Origin of the sequence: Microbacterium sp. 1262, assembly GCF_040544895.1 — a bacterium.
GTDB classification, from domain to species: Bacteria; Actinomycetota; Actinomycetes; order Actinomycetales; family Microbacteriaceae; genus Microbacterium; species Microbacterium plantarum.
In genome coordinates this window covers 1-16,806 of record NZ_JBEPKU010000001.1, presented here as the reverse complement: position 1 = coordinate 16,806, position 16,806 = coordinate 1, and the positions used below count along the sequence as shown (strand labels likewise).

The 16,806-nt window shown below is 71.2% G+C and carries 16 protein-coding genes and 1 pseudogene; 6 read left to right on the top strand and 11 right to left on the bottom strand.

Annotated elements, in window-relative coordinates; genetic code table 11:
- Positions 1-63 precede the first annotated feature (63 nt).
- The 3 genes from glmM to rplM are packed head-to-tail and all read right to left on the bottom strand — an operon-like array spanning position 64 to position 2,395.
- A complete protein-coding gene (glmM, locus tag ABIC53_RS00085) occupies positions 64-1,422 on the bottom strand; it encodes a phosphoglucosamine mutase (protein WP_354449928.1) in 1,359 nt (452 codons plus the stop codon).
- 5 nt (positions 1,423-1,427) lie between these two features.
- Positions 1,428-1,919, bottom strand: coding sequence for a 30S ribosomal protein S9 (gene rpsI, locus ABIC53_RS00080; RefSeq protein WP_023954328.1), 492 nt, complete (start codon positions 1,917-1,919; stop codon positions 1,428-1,430).
- Positions 1,920-1,948: 29 nt separating this feature from the next.
- The gene (gene rplM / locus ABIC53_RS00075) at positions 1,949-2,395 is read right to left on the bottom strand and encodes a 50S ribosomal protein L13 (protein ID WP_112617876.1); all 447 of its coding nucleotides are present in this window, start codon (positions 2,393-2,395) and stop codon (positions 1,949-1,951) included.
- A 228-nt stretch (positions 2,396-2,623) separates the two neighbouring features.
- On the opposite strand from rplM, the gene ABIC53_RS00070 reads away from it, so the two are divergent.
- On the top strand, positions 2,624-4,321 hold the full coding sequence (locus ABIC53_RS00070; RefSeq protein WP_354449927.1) for a PAS domain-containing sensor histidine kinase: 1,698 nt from the start codon (positions 2,624-2,626) through the stop codon (positions 4,319-4,321).
- 51 nt (positions 4,322-4,372) lie between these two features.
- Positions 4,373-5,434, top strand: a complete 1,062-nt coding sequence (locus ABIC53_RS00065) for a sensor histidine kinase (RefSeq protein ID WP_112617938.1) — start codon at positions 4,373-4,375, stop codon at positions 5,432-5,434.
- Here the strand turns inward: ABIC53_RS00065 and ABIC53_RS00060 are convergent.
- Positions 5,426-7,081, bottom strand: a complete 1,656-nt coding sequence (locus ABIC53_RS00060; protein WP_354449926.1) for a hypothetical protein — start codon at positions 7,079-7,081, stop codon at positions 5,426-5,428. The two genes, ABIC53_RS00065 and ABIC53_RS00060, sit on opposite strands and share 9 nt — an antisense overlap.
- Before the next feature lie 25 nt (positions 7,082-7,106).
- Positions 7,107-7,874: a CPBP family intramembrane glutamic endopeptidase gene (locus ABIC53_RS00055; protein ID WP_323986539.1), complete on the bottom strand. Its 768-nt coding sequence runs from the start codon at positions 7,872-7,874 to the stop codon at positions 7,107-7,109.
- Positions 7,875-7,897: 23 nt separating this feature from the next.
- On the opposite strand from ABIC53_RS00055, the gene ABIC53_RS00050 reads away from it, so the two are divergent.
- The 3 genes from ABIC53_RS00050 to ABIC53_RS00040 all read left to right on the top strand — a co-directional run bounded on the left by ABIC53_RS00050 (position 7,898) and on the right by ABIC53_RS00040 (position 11,059).
- Positions 7,898-8,497, top strand: coding sequence for an arsenate reductase/protein-tyrosine-phosphatase family protein (locus ABIC53_RS00050; protein ID WP_274179367.1), 600 nt, complete (start codon positions 7,898-7,900; stop codon positions 8,495-8,497).
- A gap of 96 nt (positions 8,498-8,593) precedes the next feature.
- Positions 8,594-10,132, top strand: a complete 1,539-nt coding sequence (locus ABIC53_RS00045; RefSeq protein ID WP_323987769.1) for a tyrosine-protein kinase domain-containing protein — start codon at positions 8,594-8,596, stop codon at positions 10,130-10,132.
- 6 nt (positions 10,133-10,138) lie between these two features.
- Positions 10,139-11,059, top strand: coding sequence for a hypothetical protein (locus ABIC53_RS00040; protein ID WP_354449925.1), 921 nt, complete (start codon positions 10,139-10,141; stop codon positions 11,057-11,059).
- 153 nt (positions 11,060-11,212) lie between these two features.
- Here the strand turns inward: ABIC53_RS00040 and ABIC53_RS00035 are convergent, their stop codons facing one another.
- The 6 genes and pseudogenes from ABIC53_RS00035 to ABIC53_RS00010 all read right to left on the bottom strand — a co-directional run.
- Positions 11,213-12,865, bottom strand: coding sequence for an alpha-amylase family protein (locus tag ABIC53_RS00035; protein WP_354449924.1), 1,653 nt, complete (start codon positions 12,863-12,865; stop codon positions 11,213-11,215).
- Entirely contained in the window at positions 12,862-13,872 is a 1,011-nt protein-coding gene (locus ABIC53_RS00030; RefSeq protein WP_274179370.1) for an LLM class flavin-dependent oxidoreductase, read from the bottom strand. The genes ABIC53_RS00035 and ABIC53_RS00030 overlap by 4 nt, the downstream gene beginning before the upstream one ends.
- A 75-nt stretch (positions 13,873-13,947) precedes the next feature.
- Positions 13,948-14,319 (bottom strand): sigma factor, encoded by a 372-nt coding sequence (locus ABIC53_RS00025; RefSeq protein WP_282501480.1) that lies wholly within the window; start codon positions 14,317-14,319, stop codon positions 13,948-13,950.
- Positions 14,320-14,478: 159 nt separating this feature from the next.
- Complete coding sequence (locus ABIC53_RS00020; protein WP_094260399.1) at positions 14,479-14,649, bottom strand: CsbD family protein; 171 nt, start codon at positions 14,647-14,649, stop codon at positions 14,479-14,481.
- A gap of 139 nt (positions 14,650-14,788) precedes the next feature.
- Positions 14,789-14,935, bottom strand: a complete 147-nt coding sequence (locus tag ABIC53_RS00015; protein ID WP_354452131.1) for a linear amide C-N hydrolase — start codon at positions 14,933-14,935, stop codon at positions 14,789-14,791.
- Between the two features lie 104 nt (positions 14,936-15,039).
- Positions 15,040-15,335, bottom strand: a pseudogene (locus ABIC53_RS00010) (linear amide C-N hydrolase); the annotation flags it as partial.
- Between the two features lie 316 nt (positions 15,336-15,651).
- Here ABIC53_RS00010 and ABIC53_RS00005 point away from each other — a divergent pair.
- Positions 15,652-16,632, top strand: a complete 981-nt coding sequence (locus tag ABIC53_RS00005) for an ABC transporter substrate-binding protein (protein WP_354449923.1) — start codon at positions 15,652-15,654, stop codon at positions 16,630-16,632.
- Positions 16,633-16,806 lie beyond the last annotated feature (174 nt).

Sequence of the window (16,806 nt, the reverse complement as noted above, 5' to 3'; positions counted from 1 at the left end):
CCGACGGCACGAGCGGCCCTCTCCCCCGCGAGGAGGAGGGGGCCGCTCGGCTGTCAGGGCGACTCAGAGCGCGAGGCGGTCGGCCACGACGGCCGCGAGCTCGTCGGCGATCGCCTGGGCCTCGGCCTCGGTGGTCGCCTCAACCATCACCCGCACGAGCGGCTCGGTACCCGAGGCGCGCAGCAGCACGCGGCCGGAGTCGCCGAGGCGCGCGGACGCCGAGGCGACGGCATCCTGCACGCCGGCGTCGCTCGCGACCCGGTCGCGATCGACGCCGCGGACATTCACGAGGACCTGGGGATACACCGTCATGACGGCCGCGAGCTGGGCCGCGGTCTTGCCCTGCCGAGCCATCTCGGCGGCGAGGTGGAGCCCGGTCAGCAGGCCGTCGCCGGTCGTCGCGTAGCGGCTCATGATGACGTGCCCGCTCTGCTCTCCGCCGAGCCCGAAGCGACCCTGGTTCATCCGCTCCAGCACGTAGCGGTCGCCGACCGCGGTCTGCTCGACGGTGATGCCGTGCTCGGCCATGGCCCGGTGCAGACCGAGGTTGCTCATGACGGTCGCGACGAGGGTGCTGAACGGCAGCCGCCCCCGCTGCTTCATCGCCACGGCGAGGATCGCCATGATCTGGTCGCCGTCGATGACACGACCGTCGGCGTCGACGGCGAGGCAGCGATCGGCGTCGCCGTCGTGGGCGATGCCGATGTCGGCTCCGGTCCGGATCACCTCTGCTGCGACGCGGTCGAGGTGGGTCGAGCCGACCCCGTCGTTGATGTTGAGACCGTCCGGGTCGGCACCGATGACAGTGACCTTCGCACCCGCGTCGCGGAACGTCTGCGGAGACACCCCGGATGCCGCTCCGTGAGCGCAGTCGAGCACGACGTGCAGCCCGTCGAGGGTATGCGGCAGCGAGCCCAGCAGGTGGACGACGTAGCGGTCCTCGGCATCGGCGAAAACACGGATGCGGCCGACGTCGGCGCCGGTGGGCTGGAGTTTGGGCCCGGTGAGGGCCTCCTCGATACGGCGCTCGACCTCGTCGGGGAGCTTGACCCCGCCGCGGGCGAAGATCTTGATGCCGTTGTCGGGCGCGGGATTGTGGGACGCGGAGACCATGACGCCGAAGTCGGCGTCGATGTCGCTGACGAGGAACGCCGCAGCCGGAGTGGGCAGGACGCCCGCGTCGAGCACGTCGACGCCCGACGAGGCGAGGCCGGCCGCGACAGCGGCCGACAGGAACTCTCCCGAGACGCGGGGGTCGCGCGCCACGACCGCGGTCAGCCGCTTTCCGGCTGCCTTGCGCGCCTCCGCGATACGGCCCTGGCCCAGGACGACGGCAGTCGCCTGGGCCAGGGTGAGTGCGAGTTCGGCGGTGAGGGGGCCGTTGGCCAGCCCCCGAACACCGTCCGTACCGAACAGCGCCACGGAGCTTAACGCTTCGAGTACTGAGGAGCCTTGCGGGCCTTCTTGAGACCAGCCTTCTTGCGCTCCTTGACGCGCGCGTCGCGCGAGAGGAAGCCGGCCTTCTTCAGGGTCGGGCGGTTGTTCTCGGCGTCGATCTCGTTCAGCGCACGGGCGATGCCGAGGCGCAGCGCGCCGGCCTGGCCCGAGGGGCCGCCACCGGAGATGCGGGCGATGACGTCATACGAGCCGGCGAGCTCGAGCACCGTGAACGGGTCGTTGATGAGCTGCTGGTGCAGCTTGTTCGGGAAGTAGTCCTCGAGCGTGCGCCCGTTGACCGTGATGGTGCCCGAACCGGGGATGAGGCGCACGCGGGCGATGGCCTGCTTGCGGCGACCCACGGCGGCACCGGGGACCGAGAGGACCGGACGGGGCGCGGCGGCTGCAGCAGCCTCCGAGGCGGGCGTCTCGGTCGAGTAGTTCTGGGGGGTCTCCTCGAGGGAGTCAGCGATCTTCGCCATCAGTGTTTCCTTGAGTGTTTTCGCGGCGCTTACTGGGCGACCTGGTCGAAGGTGTAGGTGGTGGGCTGCTGCGCAGCGTGCGGGTGCTCGGCACCGGCGTAGACCTTGAGCTTCGAGAGCTGCTGGCGGCCCAGGCTGTTCTTCGGGAGCATGCCGCGGATGGCCTTCTCGACCGCGCGGACGGGGTTCTTCTCGAGGAGCTCCTCGTAGGAGACCGACTTGAGGCCGCCCGGGTAGCCCGAGTGGCGGTAGGCCATCTTCTTCTGGAGCTTCTGACCCGTCAGGGCCACCTTGTCGGCGTTGACGACGATGACGAAGTCACCGGTGTCGACGTGAGGAGCGAACGAAGCCTTGTGCTTGCCGCGGAGGAGGACGGCGGCGTGCGAGGCGAGGCGGCCGAGGACGACGTCGGTTGCGTCGATGACCAGCCACTCGCGCTGGATCTCGCCAGCCTTGGGGGTGAAAGTGCGCGTCACAGTAGTGCTGCTTTCTTGAATCGAACGGAGGAGTTCGTGAATCCCGCTCCGGGGTGGTTGGTCCGAAATCGGACGAACACGCCAGTGGAGGGCTCACGTTCGTAGCGGCACGCCTGCGTGGCACGCGCACCAAAGAGACAGCGTACGCTATCTGTCGACGTTATCAAAGCCGCGCCTGTCCCCCCGGGCCGTCCTCGATCTCTCATGCACCCCGATCGGAGACCCCGGATGCCCCTGTTCGAACTGCGGCGCTCTCGCCTCGGTCGCATCCGCGTCTTCACCCGGGCGCAGCTGCCGTTCGTGGCCGGCACGTTCGTCGTGATCGTCGCGCTCGCCTTCGGAGCACCAGAGTCACTCTCGTCGCCGTTCATGTGCGCCGCGGTCGTGATCGTCATCCTCGCGTCGATGGCCGGCGCCCTCCTCCCGTGGGAGCGGTTCTCGCCCTCCTGGCTGGTCACCCTCGCCGTGACGGACATCGTCGCCGTCGCGCTCGTGCGCACCGAGGTGGTGTGGCTCCTGCCCGGTGTCAGCATGCTGGCGATCTTCCCCATCCTCTGGATCGCCTACGGCTTCCCGCCCATCGCCTTCACCGCCGCCGTGGGCGGGGCGGCGCTCATGACCTCGCTCCCCTTCTTCGTCCGCGGCAGCTGGCCGGTCACGCCGCTCGAGTGGGCGAACGTCTTCACCCTCCCGGGCCTCATCCTCGCCGTCGCCGTCGTCGTCAACATCGCCGCCCAGCATCTGCGGCGCAGCGGCCGCCGCCTGCGCGCATCCCACGAGGAACGGGAGCGCGCGCTCGCCCGGGCCCGCGACAACGAACTCGTCCTGCGCACGGTGCTCGACACCGTCCGCAGCGGTGTCGCCCTCTACGACGACGCGGGGCGGCTCATGCTCGCGAACCGCACCGCCGAGGACCTCTCCCGAGCGATGGGGTTCTCGCTGAGCGAGGCTCCCTACGCGGGTGACGCCGTGCTGGCGGCGGACCGCACGACGCCGGTACCCCATCACCAGCAGCTCATCCCCCGTGCCCTGCGCGGCGACAAGCTCAGCGACGCCGTCGAGTGGGTCGGTCCGCCGGCGGCGCAACGGGCCATCCTCGCCGACGCCGACCGCGTGCGCCGCGCCGACGGGACTCTCCTGGGCACGTTGGTGGTCGCCCACGACGTGACCGAGATGGCCGATGCCGCGCAGCTGCGACACGACTTCCTCCGCACGGTGTCGCACGAGCTGCGGACGCCGCTGACGAGCGTGACCGGCTACCTCGATCTTCTGACCGACCACGTCCGGCCCGACGACGCCGCAGCGACGCGCTACCTCTCGCTGGTCGAGCGCAATGTGCTGGTGCTCACCGATCGCATCAACGAACTGCTCGCCGCCGCGTCGACCGACACCGAGGTCTCGCCGCGTCCGGTGACGCTCAGCGACCTGATCGCCTCGGCCGTGCGCGCCGTCTCGCCGCGCGCCGAGCGTCGCGGCAGCTCGATCCAGCAGATCGGTGCGACGCACGACCGGGTCGTGCTCGACCCGGTGCGCATCCGCCAGTCGCTCGAGGAGCTGCTGATCAACGCCGTGAAGTTCAGCCCGCCCTCGTCCGCGGTCGTCATCGGCCAGCGCGTCGACGAGTCGGGTGTGCACATCGTCGTCAGCGACAACGGCCCCGGGCTCACCTCGATCGAGCGGACGCGCGTGTTCGATCCGTTCTACCGGACCCCCTATGCCCGGGAGAACGCGATCCAGGGCTTCGGCATCGGCCTCTCGGTCGTCCGCAACGCCGTCGTCGCGCACGGCGGCCGTGTTCGCGTGGGCGCTTCGGCATCGGGCGGCACGGCGATGGCGATCGTGCTGCCCGGTGCGGCGCACGACGATCGTGCACTCGACCACCCCGTGTCAAGCGCGGGCGGCACATTCGTCACGACGGAAGAATGACCTCGACGCTGAGATTCTCGACAACTCGGCCCGTTCGAGGTGACGACGACGATGAGCGCTTCCCCCTATGACCACGCCCGCGCGACGGGTGCCGTCCTCGCGGGCACGGCCACCGACTGGGCCGCGCAGGTGACGTCGGTCGCGATCGTCGAGCTCGACGACGCCGGCGTGGTGCGGTCATGGAACCCCGGGGCCGAGCGTCTGAAGCGCTACCCCGCGGATGAGGTCATCGGCACGTCGTTCTCGCGCTTCTACCGCCGCGAGGACCGCGAGCGCGGTCGGCCGGCGCGACTGCTCGCCGCCGCACGCACCGACGGGTCGGTCGAGGACACCGGCTGGCGGGTGCGCGGCGACGGCACGCTGTTCTGGGCGCACGTGCTGATCACCGCGGTCCGCGACGACGACGGGGAACCCGCGGGCTTCGTCAAGATCGTGCGCGACCTGAGCGAGGCCAAGCGACTGGACGACGAGAAGGACGGCTTCCTGCGGGCCTTCGCCCACGACCTTCTCTCGCCGATCACCGCTCTGCGCGGCTACGTCGACCTGCTCGAGGACGAGATCCCGGAGGCGCAGTCGGGTCTGCTGCAACACGTCTCACGCGTGACCGACCACATCATCGCCATGGCCGCAGAGCTCTCGGCGCATGTGCGGGGAACCGACGGTGATGAGAGCGAGGAGACCGACCTGCTGACCCTCGCCCGTGAGGCGGCGGAACTCGTGCTGCCGGGCGACGTCAACGAGCGCGTGGATGTCCGCGGCGCCGGCCGCGCCCACGTCTCGACCGATCGCGCGCTCTTGCGACGCGCTCTCGCGAACGTCATCGACAACGCTGCCAAGTACAGCGAGGACACCATCGTCGTGTCGGTGTCGGAGGAGCCGGATGCCGCCGTGGTGACGGTCGCCGACAGCGGCCGGGGCATCGACTCCGACGACCTCGCCTCGATCTTCGAGCCCTATCACCGCGGCCGCCTCTCCGATCCGGGCGACGGCGGCACGGGCGTCGGCCTCGCGAGCGTCCGCGACATCGCGCGACGACTCGGCGGAGAGGCATCCATCGAGAGCATCAGGGGAACCGGGACGACCGTCACCCTGCGCCTGCCGCCCTCACAGTGACGGCAGCGTGATGACCGTCTCCAGGACGACGTCGTCGCCGTCCTGGTACACGCGTCGCCCGACGGTCCCGAGACCGCGTCCGGAAACGGGCCCTAGCCGCCCGGGCGACGACACCCGCAGCAGCAGCGAACCCGATCCGGTGACCCGCGCCACGACCCGGGCACGCCGCGCCCCGGAGTGCTTGACGGCGTTGACGAGCGCCTCGGTGACGACGGAGACGACGCGCTCGGCCGCGTCGGGGTCGCTCAACCGCAGCCGGACCGCGTCGTCGATGCGCTGCGTGACCGCGACGGCGGGCGCCCACGCCTCGATCAGCCGATCCAGCGACTCGCTCGCCGGCATCCGCTCGGGGTCACCGGACTCGAGGATCTCCTCGAACGCGGCCTCGGTACGGCACCGGAAGTCGTCCACCTCGTCGGGGGTCGGAGCGCGCTCGTCGACGCGGGCCGCGAAGACGACGCAGGCGCCCTGCGCGCGCCCGTGCAGCACGTCGATGGCGCGCCGCGGGCCCGCGCTCCCATCGATCTCGGCGGCCTCGCGTGCGACCTCGGCGAGCCCGGCCGCCGCCCGGCGCTCATCGGTACGGGCCCGCGACAGCGCGTCGCGGCAGAGGCCGACCAGCACCGCGACGACGGGGACGGCGAGCACGGGGACGAGGCCGAGCACACCGATGCGCGGGAGGAAGAGGTAGGTGACGACGCTCATGGCGCACCCGGCGGCGATCCACACCAGCAGGAAGACGACCGGACGCGGCGGCCGGGCCCACCGGCGCACCGCACCGCCGGCGATGACATCGACGACGACTCCGCCCGCGATGCCGGCGAGGCCCACGCCGACGCCGCCGGCGGCGACGGCGTAGGGGAAGCACGCCAGCGCGTAGAGCGGCGCGACGCTGAACCACGGCGGCGCGACCAGCCGCATCGACAGGCCCGCGCCTCTGTCGTGCGACGCGAGGGCGGCGTCGCTGATCTCGTCGTCGCGCTCGTCGTCGCGCTCGTCGTGCTCGCGCAACAGGCGGTCGATGCGGTGGCTGAGCCCGCGGACATCCTCCGAGAAGGTGCGGACGACGTCGAAATCGATCGGTCCGGCGAGCATGCGCTCGCGTGAGCGGCGCAGGGCCGCGATGCCCACCACGAGCGCGGCGCGGGCCTCGGCCGCGACATGCTGCCGGTGCGCCTCCGCGCGCTCGACCCGCACGAGCGCCGCGCGCAACCGCTCGGCGGCTGCCCGTGCGGCGGCGTGACGCGACGTGATGACGGCGACGATGGACAGCAGCGCGAGCGCGGTGACGAGGTTGGTCGCGATCCGCGACGACGCCGGCCCGCTCGGGACGATGCCGAACAGGGCGGAGCTGATGGCGTCGTTGACGGCGGGACGGATCGTCGCGACGACGACGAGCGACGCGAGCACGACGACACCGCGCGCGGGACGCGACGCGAGCCGCCGTTCGGCCGCGGCGACCGGGACGACCATCGCCGCGAGCACCGACCAGCCCAGGACGGCCACCGTGGCACCGCGCAGATACGCCTCGATTCCGGCGCCGCCGACGGACGGCACCGAGAACACGCCGGCCACCAGCAGCGACACCGCCGCGCTCCACCGCGTGTAGAAGGCGCCTCCGGAGACTGCGTTCCACCAGGTCGTCATGCCGGCTCCGCGCTCTCCGGCGTTCTCAGCCCGCGAACGCCCCGACGAGGGCGAGGCCCACGCCCGAGAGGTTGAACACGACGTGTGCGACGACGCCGGTCCAGATGCGCCCGGTCAGGAGGACGAGGCCGGCGCACACGACCCCGACCAGCGCGATCGAGAGGACGCCGTCGACACCGAGGGCCCCGCCGACGAGATGACTCACGAGGAAGACGGCCGTCGACACCAGCAGTGCCGCCACGCCGGCCGTGGCCGGCCCCGCGGCCCGGCGCAGCAGCGTGTAGACCGCGACGAGCACGACCCCGCGGAAGAAGAACTCCTCGAGGACCGGGGCGACCAGCCCCGCGGCGGCGGCATCCGTCAGCCACCAGCTCGCGGGAAGCCGCCCGTCGACGAGCAGGAGCCCGGGGAAGCGGGCCTGCCCCTCGACCCCCTGCTGGATGAGCCCCTGCACCAGACGGAGCACGATGCCGAAGCCGAGCCCGATGAGGAGGTCGGCGGCTCGGAACCGGAGGAGACCCGCGGGTCGCGAGACGCGAAGCGCGAGGACGACGGGGATCAGCATCCCGAGCCAGAGCGCCGCCGTCGCGGCGACGCCCGACCACGACGCCGCGGGCTGGAGCCACAGCACGAGATACCCCAGCAGGATTCCCGCGCCCAGGCTCACGAGCGCCCAGGCGAGCATCATCTCGCGCCACCGGCGCACGCTCGATCCGCCCTGGCGCCAGTCGACGCGACGGTGACGTGGGCGCCGCGACGTCGTCGCGACCGGCTCGCTAGGGTGGGTGTGCACGCGCCCACGTTAGCGGAGGTCCCATGATCGAGATCGCGACCATCTGCACGGGGAACATCTGCCGTTCACCCCTGGCGGCTCTGATGCTCCAGACCCGTCTGGCCGGCCGGGGCGTGCGCGTCACGAGCGCCGGGACGCGAGGCCTGGCCGATCACGGGATGACGCCCGAGGCGCAGCGCCTGGCGCTGGCGCGCGGAATCTCGGCCTCGGATGCCGAGGCGCACCGGGCTCGTTTCCTGACCGAGCAGCACCTCGTCTCGGCCGACCTCGTCCTGGCGATGGCCCGCGAGCACCGGCGCGCCGTGGCGGAGCTCGTCCCCGCGCGGACACGCGTGGCGTTCACCGTGCGCGAGTTCGCGCGCCTGGCCTCGTCGCTGTCGGACGCCGCGCTGCAGGGGGCCGTCGCGACGGCGGCCGACCAGGATGCCGCGGGCAGACTGCGGGCGGCGGTCGCAGCGGTCGCGGGCCAGCGCGGCCTCGTCCTCCCGCCCGCCGATCCGACGGAGGATGACGTCGTCGACCCCTACCGCCGGTCGTGGTCGACATATGAGGCGTCGGCGGCGCAGCTCGATCCCGCGATCGACCAGGTGGTGCGCGTCGTGGCGGTCGCGACGACCTCCTGATCCGAGGTGCGCGATCCGACCCCGGCCGGAAACATGGCTGTGGCAGACTGATCCGAGTTTCCGCCGATGCCCTCGTGGCGCGCACCGAAGGGCAGCATGGAGCTCTCCGACTACATTCGCATCCTCCGCAAGAACTGGATCGTGATCCTCGTGGTCACCCTCGTCGGTGTGGGCGCCGCGGCCGCGTACTCGCTGACGCGCACGCCCACCTACGAATCGTCCAGCACGGTCTTCGTCTCGACGCAGACCTCCGGCAGCGTCGCCGAGCTGCAGCAGGGGTCGACGTTCGCGCAGGCGCGGATCAACACGTACGTCGGCCTCGTCTCGACGCCGATCGTGATGAACCCGGTGATCGCCGAGCTCGGCCTCGGGACGACGGCGGGCCAGCTCGCCGAGAAGGTCAACGCGAGCGCTGCCCTGAACACGACGCTCATCACGATCACCGTGGTCGACACCGATCCGGTCGCGGCGGCGGACATCGCCAACGCCCTGGCTGCGAGCCTGTCGGCGGCGGTCCCCGCGATCGAGCCCGCGAGCGAGTCGGGCGCGAGCCCCATTCAGCTGTCGCGCGTCCGCGACGCCCAGCCGGCCCTCAGCCCGTCGAGCCCGAACGTTCCCCTCAACCTCGCGCTCGGCCTCCTCGTCGGCCTGGCGCTCGGCATCGGGATCGCGGTCCTGCGCACCGTGCTCGACACCCGCATCCGCAGCTCGCGCGATGTGGAGCAGGTCACCGAGTCGCCCCTCATCGGCGCCATCGCCTTCGACCCGAAGGCGAAGGACCGGCCGCTCATCGTGCACGCCGATCCGTTGAGCCCCCGCGCGGAATCGTTCCGCGCGCTGCGCACCAACCTGCAGTTCCTCGACATGGGTGGCCGCTCCAGCTTCGTCGTCACGAGCTCGGTGCCGAGCGAAGGCAAGTCGACCACGACCATCAACCTCGCGATCGCCCTCGCCGACGCCGGCAAGAAGGTCGCCCTGCTCGACACCGACCTGCGCAAGCCGAAGGTCGACGAGTATCTCGGCCTCGAGGGCGGAGCGGGCCTCACCGATGTGCTGATCGGCCGAGCACGCCTGGGCGACGTCATGCTGCCCTGGGGCGGTCGCAGCCTGTATGTGCTGCCGTCGGGCAAGATCCCGCCGAACCCGAGCGAGCTGCTCGCATCGCCCCAGATGCGTCAGCTGCTCGAGGTCCTGGAGCGCGACTTCGACGTGGTGCTGTGCGACGCCCCGCCGCTCCTGCCCGTGACGGACGCGGCCATCCTCGCCCGTGCGACCAGCGGAGCGATCGTCGGTGTCGCGGCGGGCCGGACGACCCGCCACCAGCTCACCGGCGCCATCGACGCTCTTCAGACCGTCGACGCCAAGGTCGCCGGCGTGGTGCTGACGATGGTGCCCACCCGCGGGCCCGACGCGTACTACGGCGGTTACGGCTACGGCTACGGCTACACGCAGGAGGAGAACGCGGCCCGCGAGGCTCGCCGCGGCAAAGCCGCTGCCCCGGCGAAGCAGCCGCGTGGTCGTCGGGGACGCCGCGCCGAGCCGGTCGAGACCGGTCCGGCTCCGACGCTCGATGACCTCGGCTTCCGCGCTCGCTCCTCCGACGAGTCCCGCCGCTCCGGTCCTTCTGCGAGCTGATGGCGCATGGCGCGACGTGACCTGACCGCACCGCCCATCGCCCGCGCGTTGTCGGTGGCCGGCGTCGGCGCGCTCGCGCTCGTCGTGGTCGCGCTCACGGCGCTGGCGCTGCAGCACGACCGCAGTCCGCAGCCGTCGGGCGCGCCGACCGCGGGCCCCGTGCCGACCTTCTCGTTCCGGGGGCCGGGGCCGGACGCGAGCGCTTCACCGTCGTCGAGCGCGACCCCCGCCACGGGCGGTGCCGAGGAGCGCTTCCTCGCTCGCTCAGCCGAGGGCATGCTGTGGCGCGCGACGGCGGGAGCCTGCGGCGCCGGCGAACCGGTCGTCGAGCGATCAGACGACGGCGGCACCACCTGGGTCGACGTCACCCCGCGTTCCCGCGGCATCGCTCAGGTCCGCGCGCTGTCGGGTCTGTCCGGCACCGAGGCCGAGCTGATCGCCGATGCGGCGGACTGCTCTCCCCAGCTGCTGCGGACGTACACGCAGGGCCGGTTCTGGGACCCGTACCCCGATCTCCTGGCGCGAGCGACCTATCCCTCGGGCTCCGCACCCACGGTGCTGGCGTCGCCCTCGGGCGAGGTCGCGCTCCCCTGCGCCACCCCCGCCAGCGTGCGAGTGGGGGCGCAGCAGACCGCGCTGGTATGCGACGGGGTCGCCCACACCCGCGTCGGCAGCGGTGCGTTCGCTCCTCTGCCGCTCGCGGATGTCGTCGCTCTCGATGTCCTGGGCCGCGCGACCGCGCTCGTGAGCGCCGGGACGGATGCCTGCGCGGGAACCTTGGCCCTGACGTGGGTCGACGCGGCGGGAACAGCCTCGGCCCCCGAATGCATCCCCGACAGCGATCCGGCCGCGCCGGCGGCGATCGCCGCTTTCGACGACGAGGTCATCGTGTGGTCGGGCGACGCCGTGACGACCATCGCCCGCTAGCGCCGACCGGGCCCGGAGGCGGGGAACGGACGATCCCCCCGGCCTTCCGTTCCCCGTCTCCCGAGCTCCCGTCCCCATCCTGCTCGCGAACCGGACGCCCACACCGCCCCCGGGGAGGATTTCACCCGAGGCTTCACCCGCGGATTAACCCCCTCAGCGCAGGCGCCCGTCACCCGGGCGCGTGACGCGCAGGCGGCGCGCACCGTAGCCGTCGAGCTCCATCGAGACCGTGGCCCCCTCGAGCGCCCAGCTCTCGCCCGAGGCGAGGCAGACGAGCTCGGTGCCGTCGGGCTCCTCGCCGAGGTCGATCTCGAAGGCGACCGGCTCCCCCGCGAAGTTGTGCACGGCGACGAATCGGCTCTCGCTCGTGCGGGCGCCATGCGCGAGTACAGACGGCGCGGTGGCGGGTACGAGCTCGAGGTCGCCCCAGCCGATCTCCGGGGACTGCCGGTAGCTCCGCGCGAGCCCGCGGACGAACGCGAACAGCGAGTCGGGGGCCATGAGCTGCGCCTCGACGTTCACGTGCTGGGGCCCATACGGCCCCTCGGGCGACGGCAGCGGATGCGCGCTCGCGGCGGCGGTGGAGAATCCGCCGTCGGGACGCCACTGCATCGGCACGCGGACGGCGTCTCGCTCGTCGATGTCGAGGTTCTCACCCATCCCGATCTCCTCGCCGTACAGCAGCACCGGTGTTCCGGGGAGCGAGAAGAGCAGGCTGTAGACGAGTCGAATGCGGCGCGGATCGCCGCCCAGCATCGGAGGGAGGCGTCGCCGAATGCCGCGCCCGAAGACCTGCATCGACTCCTCGGGGGCGAAGGCGGCGAAGACCTCTTCGCGCTCGGCGTCCGACAGCTGATCGAGGGTGAGCTCATCGTGGTTGCGGACGAAGTTCGCCCACTGCGAGATCGTCGAGATGTCGGGCCGGCTCTCGAGCGCGGAGCGCAGCGGCTGCGGGTCTTCTCGCGCGAGCGAGAGATACAGCGCCTGGTTGCTGGCGAAGTCGAACTGCATGTGCAGCTCGCCGTCGCCGTCGGCCCCGAAGTACGCGGCCTGCTCATCGTGCGGGACGTTGACCTCGCCCACGAGCATCGCCGCGCTCGAGCGCCGCTGGGCGAAGCGCCGCAGCGCGCGCAGGACATCGTGATCACGCTGCGGCTCGCGGCGCTCGGGCGCGGAGACGAACGAGGGCACCGCGTCCACCCGGAAGCCGGAGACTCCCAGCTGCAGCCAGAAGCCCATGACCTTCGCCAGTTCGCGCTGGACGGCCGGGTTCTCGGCGTTCAGATCGGGCTGGTGCGAATAGAAGCTGTGGAGGTAGTACTGCCCGGTCTTCTCGTCCCACTCCCAGACGCCGTCCTCCTCGCCGGGAAACTGCGTCTCACGGGGGTCGTCGGGGATCTCGTCCCGCCACACGTAGAAGTCGCGGTAGGGCGAGTCGCGGCTCTCGCGCGCCGAGAGGAACCAGGGATGCCGGTCGGAGGTGTGGTTCATGACGAGATCGACGATGACCCGGATACCGCGGTCCTCAGCGGTACGGATGAGCTCGACGAAGTCGCCGTGGGACCCCACCCGAGGATCGACCCCGTAGTAGTCCGACACGTCGTAGCCGTTGTCGCGTCCGGGCGTCGGGTAGAAGGGCATGAGCCACAGGCAGGTGACACCGAGGTCGGCGAGGTAGGGCAGCCGCCGAGCGAGGCCCTGCAGATCGCCGTCGCCGTCGCCGTCGTCATCGAGGTACTTCTCGACGTCCACGCAGTACAGCACCGCGTTCTTCCACCAGAGGTCGCTCGTGTCGGAGATCCTCATCGTGCACCTCCGGGGAGGTCGGTTCTCGCGCCGAGCCGTTCGCGCAGCGCGTTCAGGAGCGCCCCCGCCCGCTCGCCGAGGAAGGCGCGTTGGTCCTGGGAGATCTCGTGGATGTAGAGCCGGTCGAAACCGGTGGAGACGAGGCCGGCGAGACGGTCCGCCAGCTCGGCGATGCCGCTCGGCGAGTCGACGCCGATGATGACGTGCTCGGCGAGTTCGGCGTCTGTGGGGTCGCCCGCGCGGGCCGCGAAGTCCTCAGGCTGAGCGATGTCCCACGCCTCCGGGGGCGTCACGACGCCGTGGAGCCACTGGTCGCGCACGAGCGCGGCGGCTTCGTCCGACGATTCGGCGAGGGCGATGTGGACCTGCAGGCACGTGGGACCGAGGCCGCCGGCATCCAGGTAGGCGCTGACGATCTCGGCGACCTGCTCGCGGCTCGTCCCGACCGTGACGAGCCCATCGGCCCACCCGGCGGCCCAGCGCGCCGTCTCCTGCGAGGCCGCGGTGGCCATGAGCGTCGCCGGTCCGGTGGGCAGGCTCCACAGCCGGGCCTCATGCACGCGGACGCGGCCGTCGTGATCGACCTTCTCACCCGCGAGCAGCCCCCGCATGACGTCGACGCACTCCCCCAGGCGTGCCGTGCGCTCGTCCTTGGATGGCCAGGGCGCCCCCGTGACGTGCTCGTTGAGCAGCTCACCGCTGCCGAGCGCCGCGAAGTACCGGCCGGGGAACATCTCGGCGAGGGTGGCGATCGCCTGTGCGCTGACGACGGGGTGATACAGCTGCCCGGGAGTCGACACGGACCCGATGGGGAACCGCGTCGACGCGAGCGCTGCGCCCAGCCAAGCGATCGTGTTCCCGGAATGCCCCTGACGCGGCGTCCACGGGGCGAGATGGTCAGCGCTGAACGCCCCGTCGAAGCCGACGCGTTCGGCTTCGATGACGGCTTCCAGGAGCGCGCTGGGCGCGAGCTGTTCGTGCGAAGCGTGATATCCGATGAAGGCCATGCCCCAGTCTTTCGGTCCCGCGCACCCGACGACGTCGGGTTGCTCGATGCCGCCGGGTGCGGTACAGGCCGGCGCTCAGGCGGGCCCTCCCGTCTCGTGGACGCGTGTGAGCGCTTCGCGCAGCCCGGCCAGCCCACCGCGATCGAGGACGCAACGCCGGAGGTGCCCGAGGATCCACGCGCGGACCGGGGCCGCACCGGGGTCGTAGCGGCGGGCGTCGCGCCAGACATTCAGGAACGCTTCCCGCACCACCTCTTCGGCGGCCGCTCGGTTCGCGGTCAGCCGCAGCGCGAGCCCGAAGGCGGCGGCTGACGTCGCGTCGTACAGGTCGGCGAGCGCTCCCCGGTCGCCGGCGGCGACGGCGGTGAGAAGCGCGCCGAGCTCGGCGTCGGTGCCAGGACGCGCGGGCTCGTCCGCGGCCGTGTCCGGCGCGAGCAGGTCTGTCATGAGGGAATCGTCCGACACCGCGGACCGGGCAGGAAGCGCTTGAGTCCCGAGGCCGCCCGTGGTAGGCCGATCCAGTCATATGAATGGATCCGCGGCGCCGCACGCACAGCAGAGCGCCCCGGGTCGCGGGGACCCGGGGCGCTCGCGTGAGGGAGCGTCTTACTTGAAGGCGTCCTTGACGTTCTCGCCGGCCTTCTTGACGTTGGCAGCGGTCTGGTCCTTGTGACCTTCGGCTTCGAGACGCTCGTTGTCGGTCGCCTTGCCGGTGGCCTCCTTGGCCTTGCCGGCGACGTCCTGAGCTGCGTTCTTGATCTTGTCGTCGAGTCCCATATCGGCCCCTTCCGTCGATCTGCGTCCGGGTCTGATCCCCGGATGCCGGGACGGTTCATCCCGGTCATCAAACGTTAGGTCGACCGGTTCCGCCCGCGCACCCGCTCGCGTTCACGGCGCGAATGCGATATGAACGCCGTCAGTTCTGCATGTTGATCTGCTGGCCGGTCACCAGCGGGTAGTGCACGAGAGCATCGGCGTCGAGGTCTTCCCGGTGCATGTCGACACGCGTGAAGGCGGCCTTGACGAACCGCGAGGACGACGAGAGGTCGCCGGGGAGCCCGATCGCCCCCTGCCGCGGCTGTAGCGATCCAGCGGCAGCTCCGGCGAGACGCGAAGACCCTCCCGAACGCTCTCGACCGTGATCGAACGCGAGCGGTCGGCGATGATCCAGTGCAGCGGTGACGCCGGGAAGGCGTCGCTGAACGAGACGTCGATGATCGTGACGCCAGCCAGGGCGGCCTCGACCTCGTCGACGGTCTCGAATCGTCCGAGCACCCAGGGGATGAACTCGCGATCGTCGCGATGCCGATGATCGCGTGATGCGTCTCGAGCGGGTCGACCCGGCGGAACCGGAAAGGGAAGTTCCGCGGGGTCACGACCACCTCCTCGTGATACGAGAACTCGAGGTCGAGATTCCGGCCGAAGTAGTGATCGCGGGTGGTGTAACTGACTCCTGTGCACACGGTGCCGCCTCCTGTCGTGACGGGCCGCCCCTCGGCCCTGGCCCAGCCCTATCCCGATCCGCGCGACGCTCGCTAGGGCACTTGACACCGGCATCGCCGCTCGGTGCAGTCATGGCCCACCGCTCTTGTGAGCGCTCACCTCGATGAAACGGATCACCGAGGCGACCTATGGCACAGAACCCCTGTCGTTGCGCATTCGTGACCCGAGACGCTCTTGACAGCACCCGTGTTGTGAGCGCTAACATTCGAGCGTCCCCGAGAGGTGACACGCATCAGAGATCCGGCGACGCCGCCGGACGAAACGAGGAGGTTTCCGATGTCCCAGGTGAAGTCCGTCGTCACCGCGATCGCCATGCTCGGCGTCGTTGCGCTCAGCGCCACGGCGTGCGCGAGCTCCAGCTCCCCCGGTGCGTCCGGCGGCGACGACGTCATCACGGTCGGGTTCGCCCAGACCGGCTCCGAGAGCGGATGGCGCAGCGCCAACACCGAGTCGGTCAAGGAGGCGTTCTCGGCTGAGAACGGCTTCGACCTGATCTTCAACGCCGCCGACAACAAGCCCGAAGCGCAGATCGCCGCGGTGCGCAGCTTCATCAACCAGGGCGTCGACGCGATCGTCCTGGCCCCCATCGTCAGCGACGGCTGGGACGACGTGCTGAAGGAGGCGAAGGATGCCGGCATCCCCGTCATCCTCGAAGACCGCACGGTCTCGGCATCCGAGGACCTCTACGCCAGCTGGATCGGGCTCGACTTCGAGCAGGAGGGCAAGACCGCCGGCGAGTGGGTCGCCGAGAACTTCGGCTCGAAGCCGACCAACATGGTGATCCTCGAGGGGACGACCGGATCGTCCGCCGCCACCGACCGGCAGACCGGCTTCGACGCCGCCGTGGCCGGCACCGACATCACGGTGCTGGACTCGCAGACCGGCAACTTCACCCGCGCCGAGGGCAAGACCGTGATGGAGGGCTTCCTGCAGAAGTTCGGCTCCGAGATCAACGTGCTCTTCGCTCACAACGACGACATGGGTCTCGGTGCCCTCGACGCCATCAAGGCGGCCGGCATGAAGCCGGGCACCGACATCCAGATCGTGACGATCGATGCGGTCAAGGACGGCATGACCGCTCTCGCGAACGGCGAGTTCAACTTCATCGTCGAGTGCAACCCGCTGCTCGGCGAGAAGACGGCCGAGGTCGTGAAGTCCGTCGTCGCGGGCGAGTCGGTCGACAAGACCTACATCGTCGAGGACCAGAGCTTCACGCAGGAGCAGGCGAAGGAAGTCCTGGACAGCCGACCCTACTGATCCGACACCCGGGTGGGGGGGGGGGGGGGGGGGGGGCCCCCCCCCCCCCCCCCCCCCCCGGGGGGGCCCCCCCCCCCCCCCCCCCCCCCCCCGCCCCCCCCCGCGGGCCCCCCCCCCCCCCCCCCCCCCCCCCCCCGGGGGGGGGGGCGGAGCAACCCGCTGTAGGGCCCACGG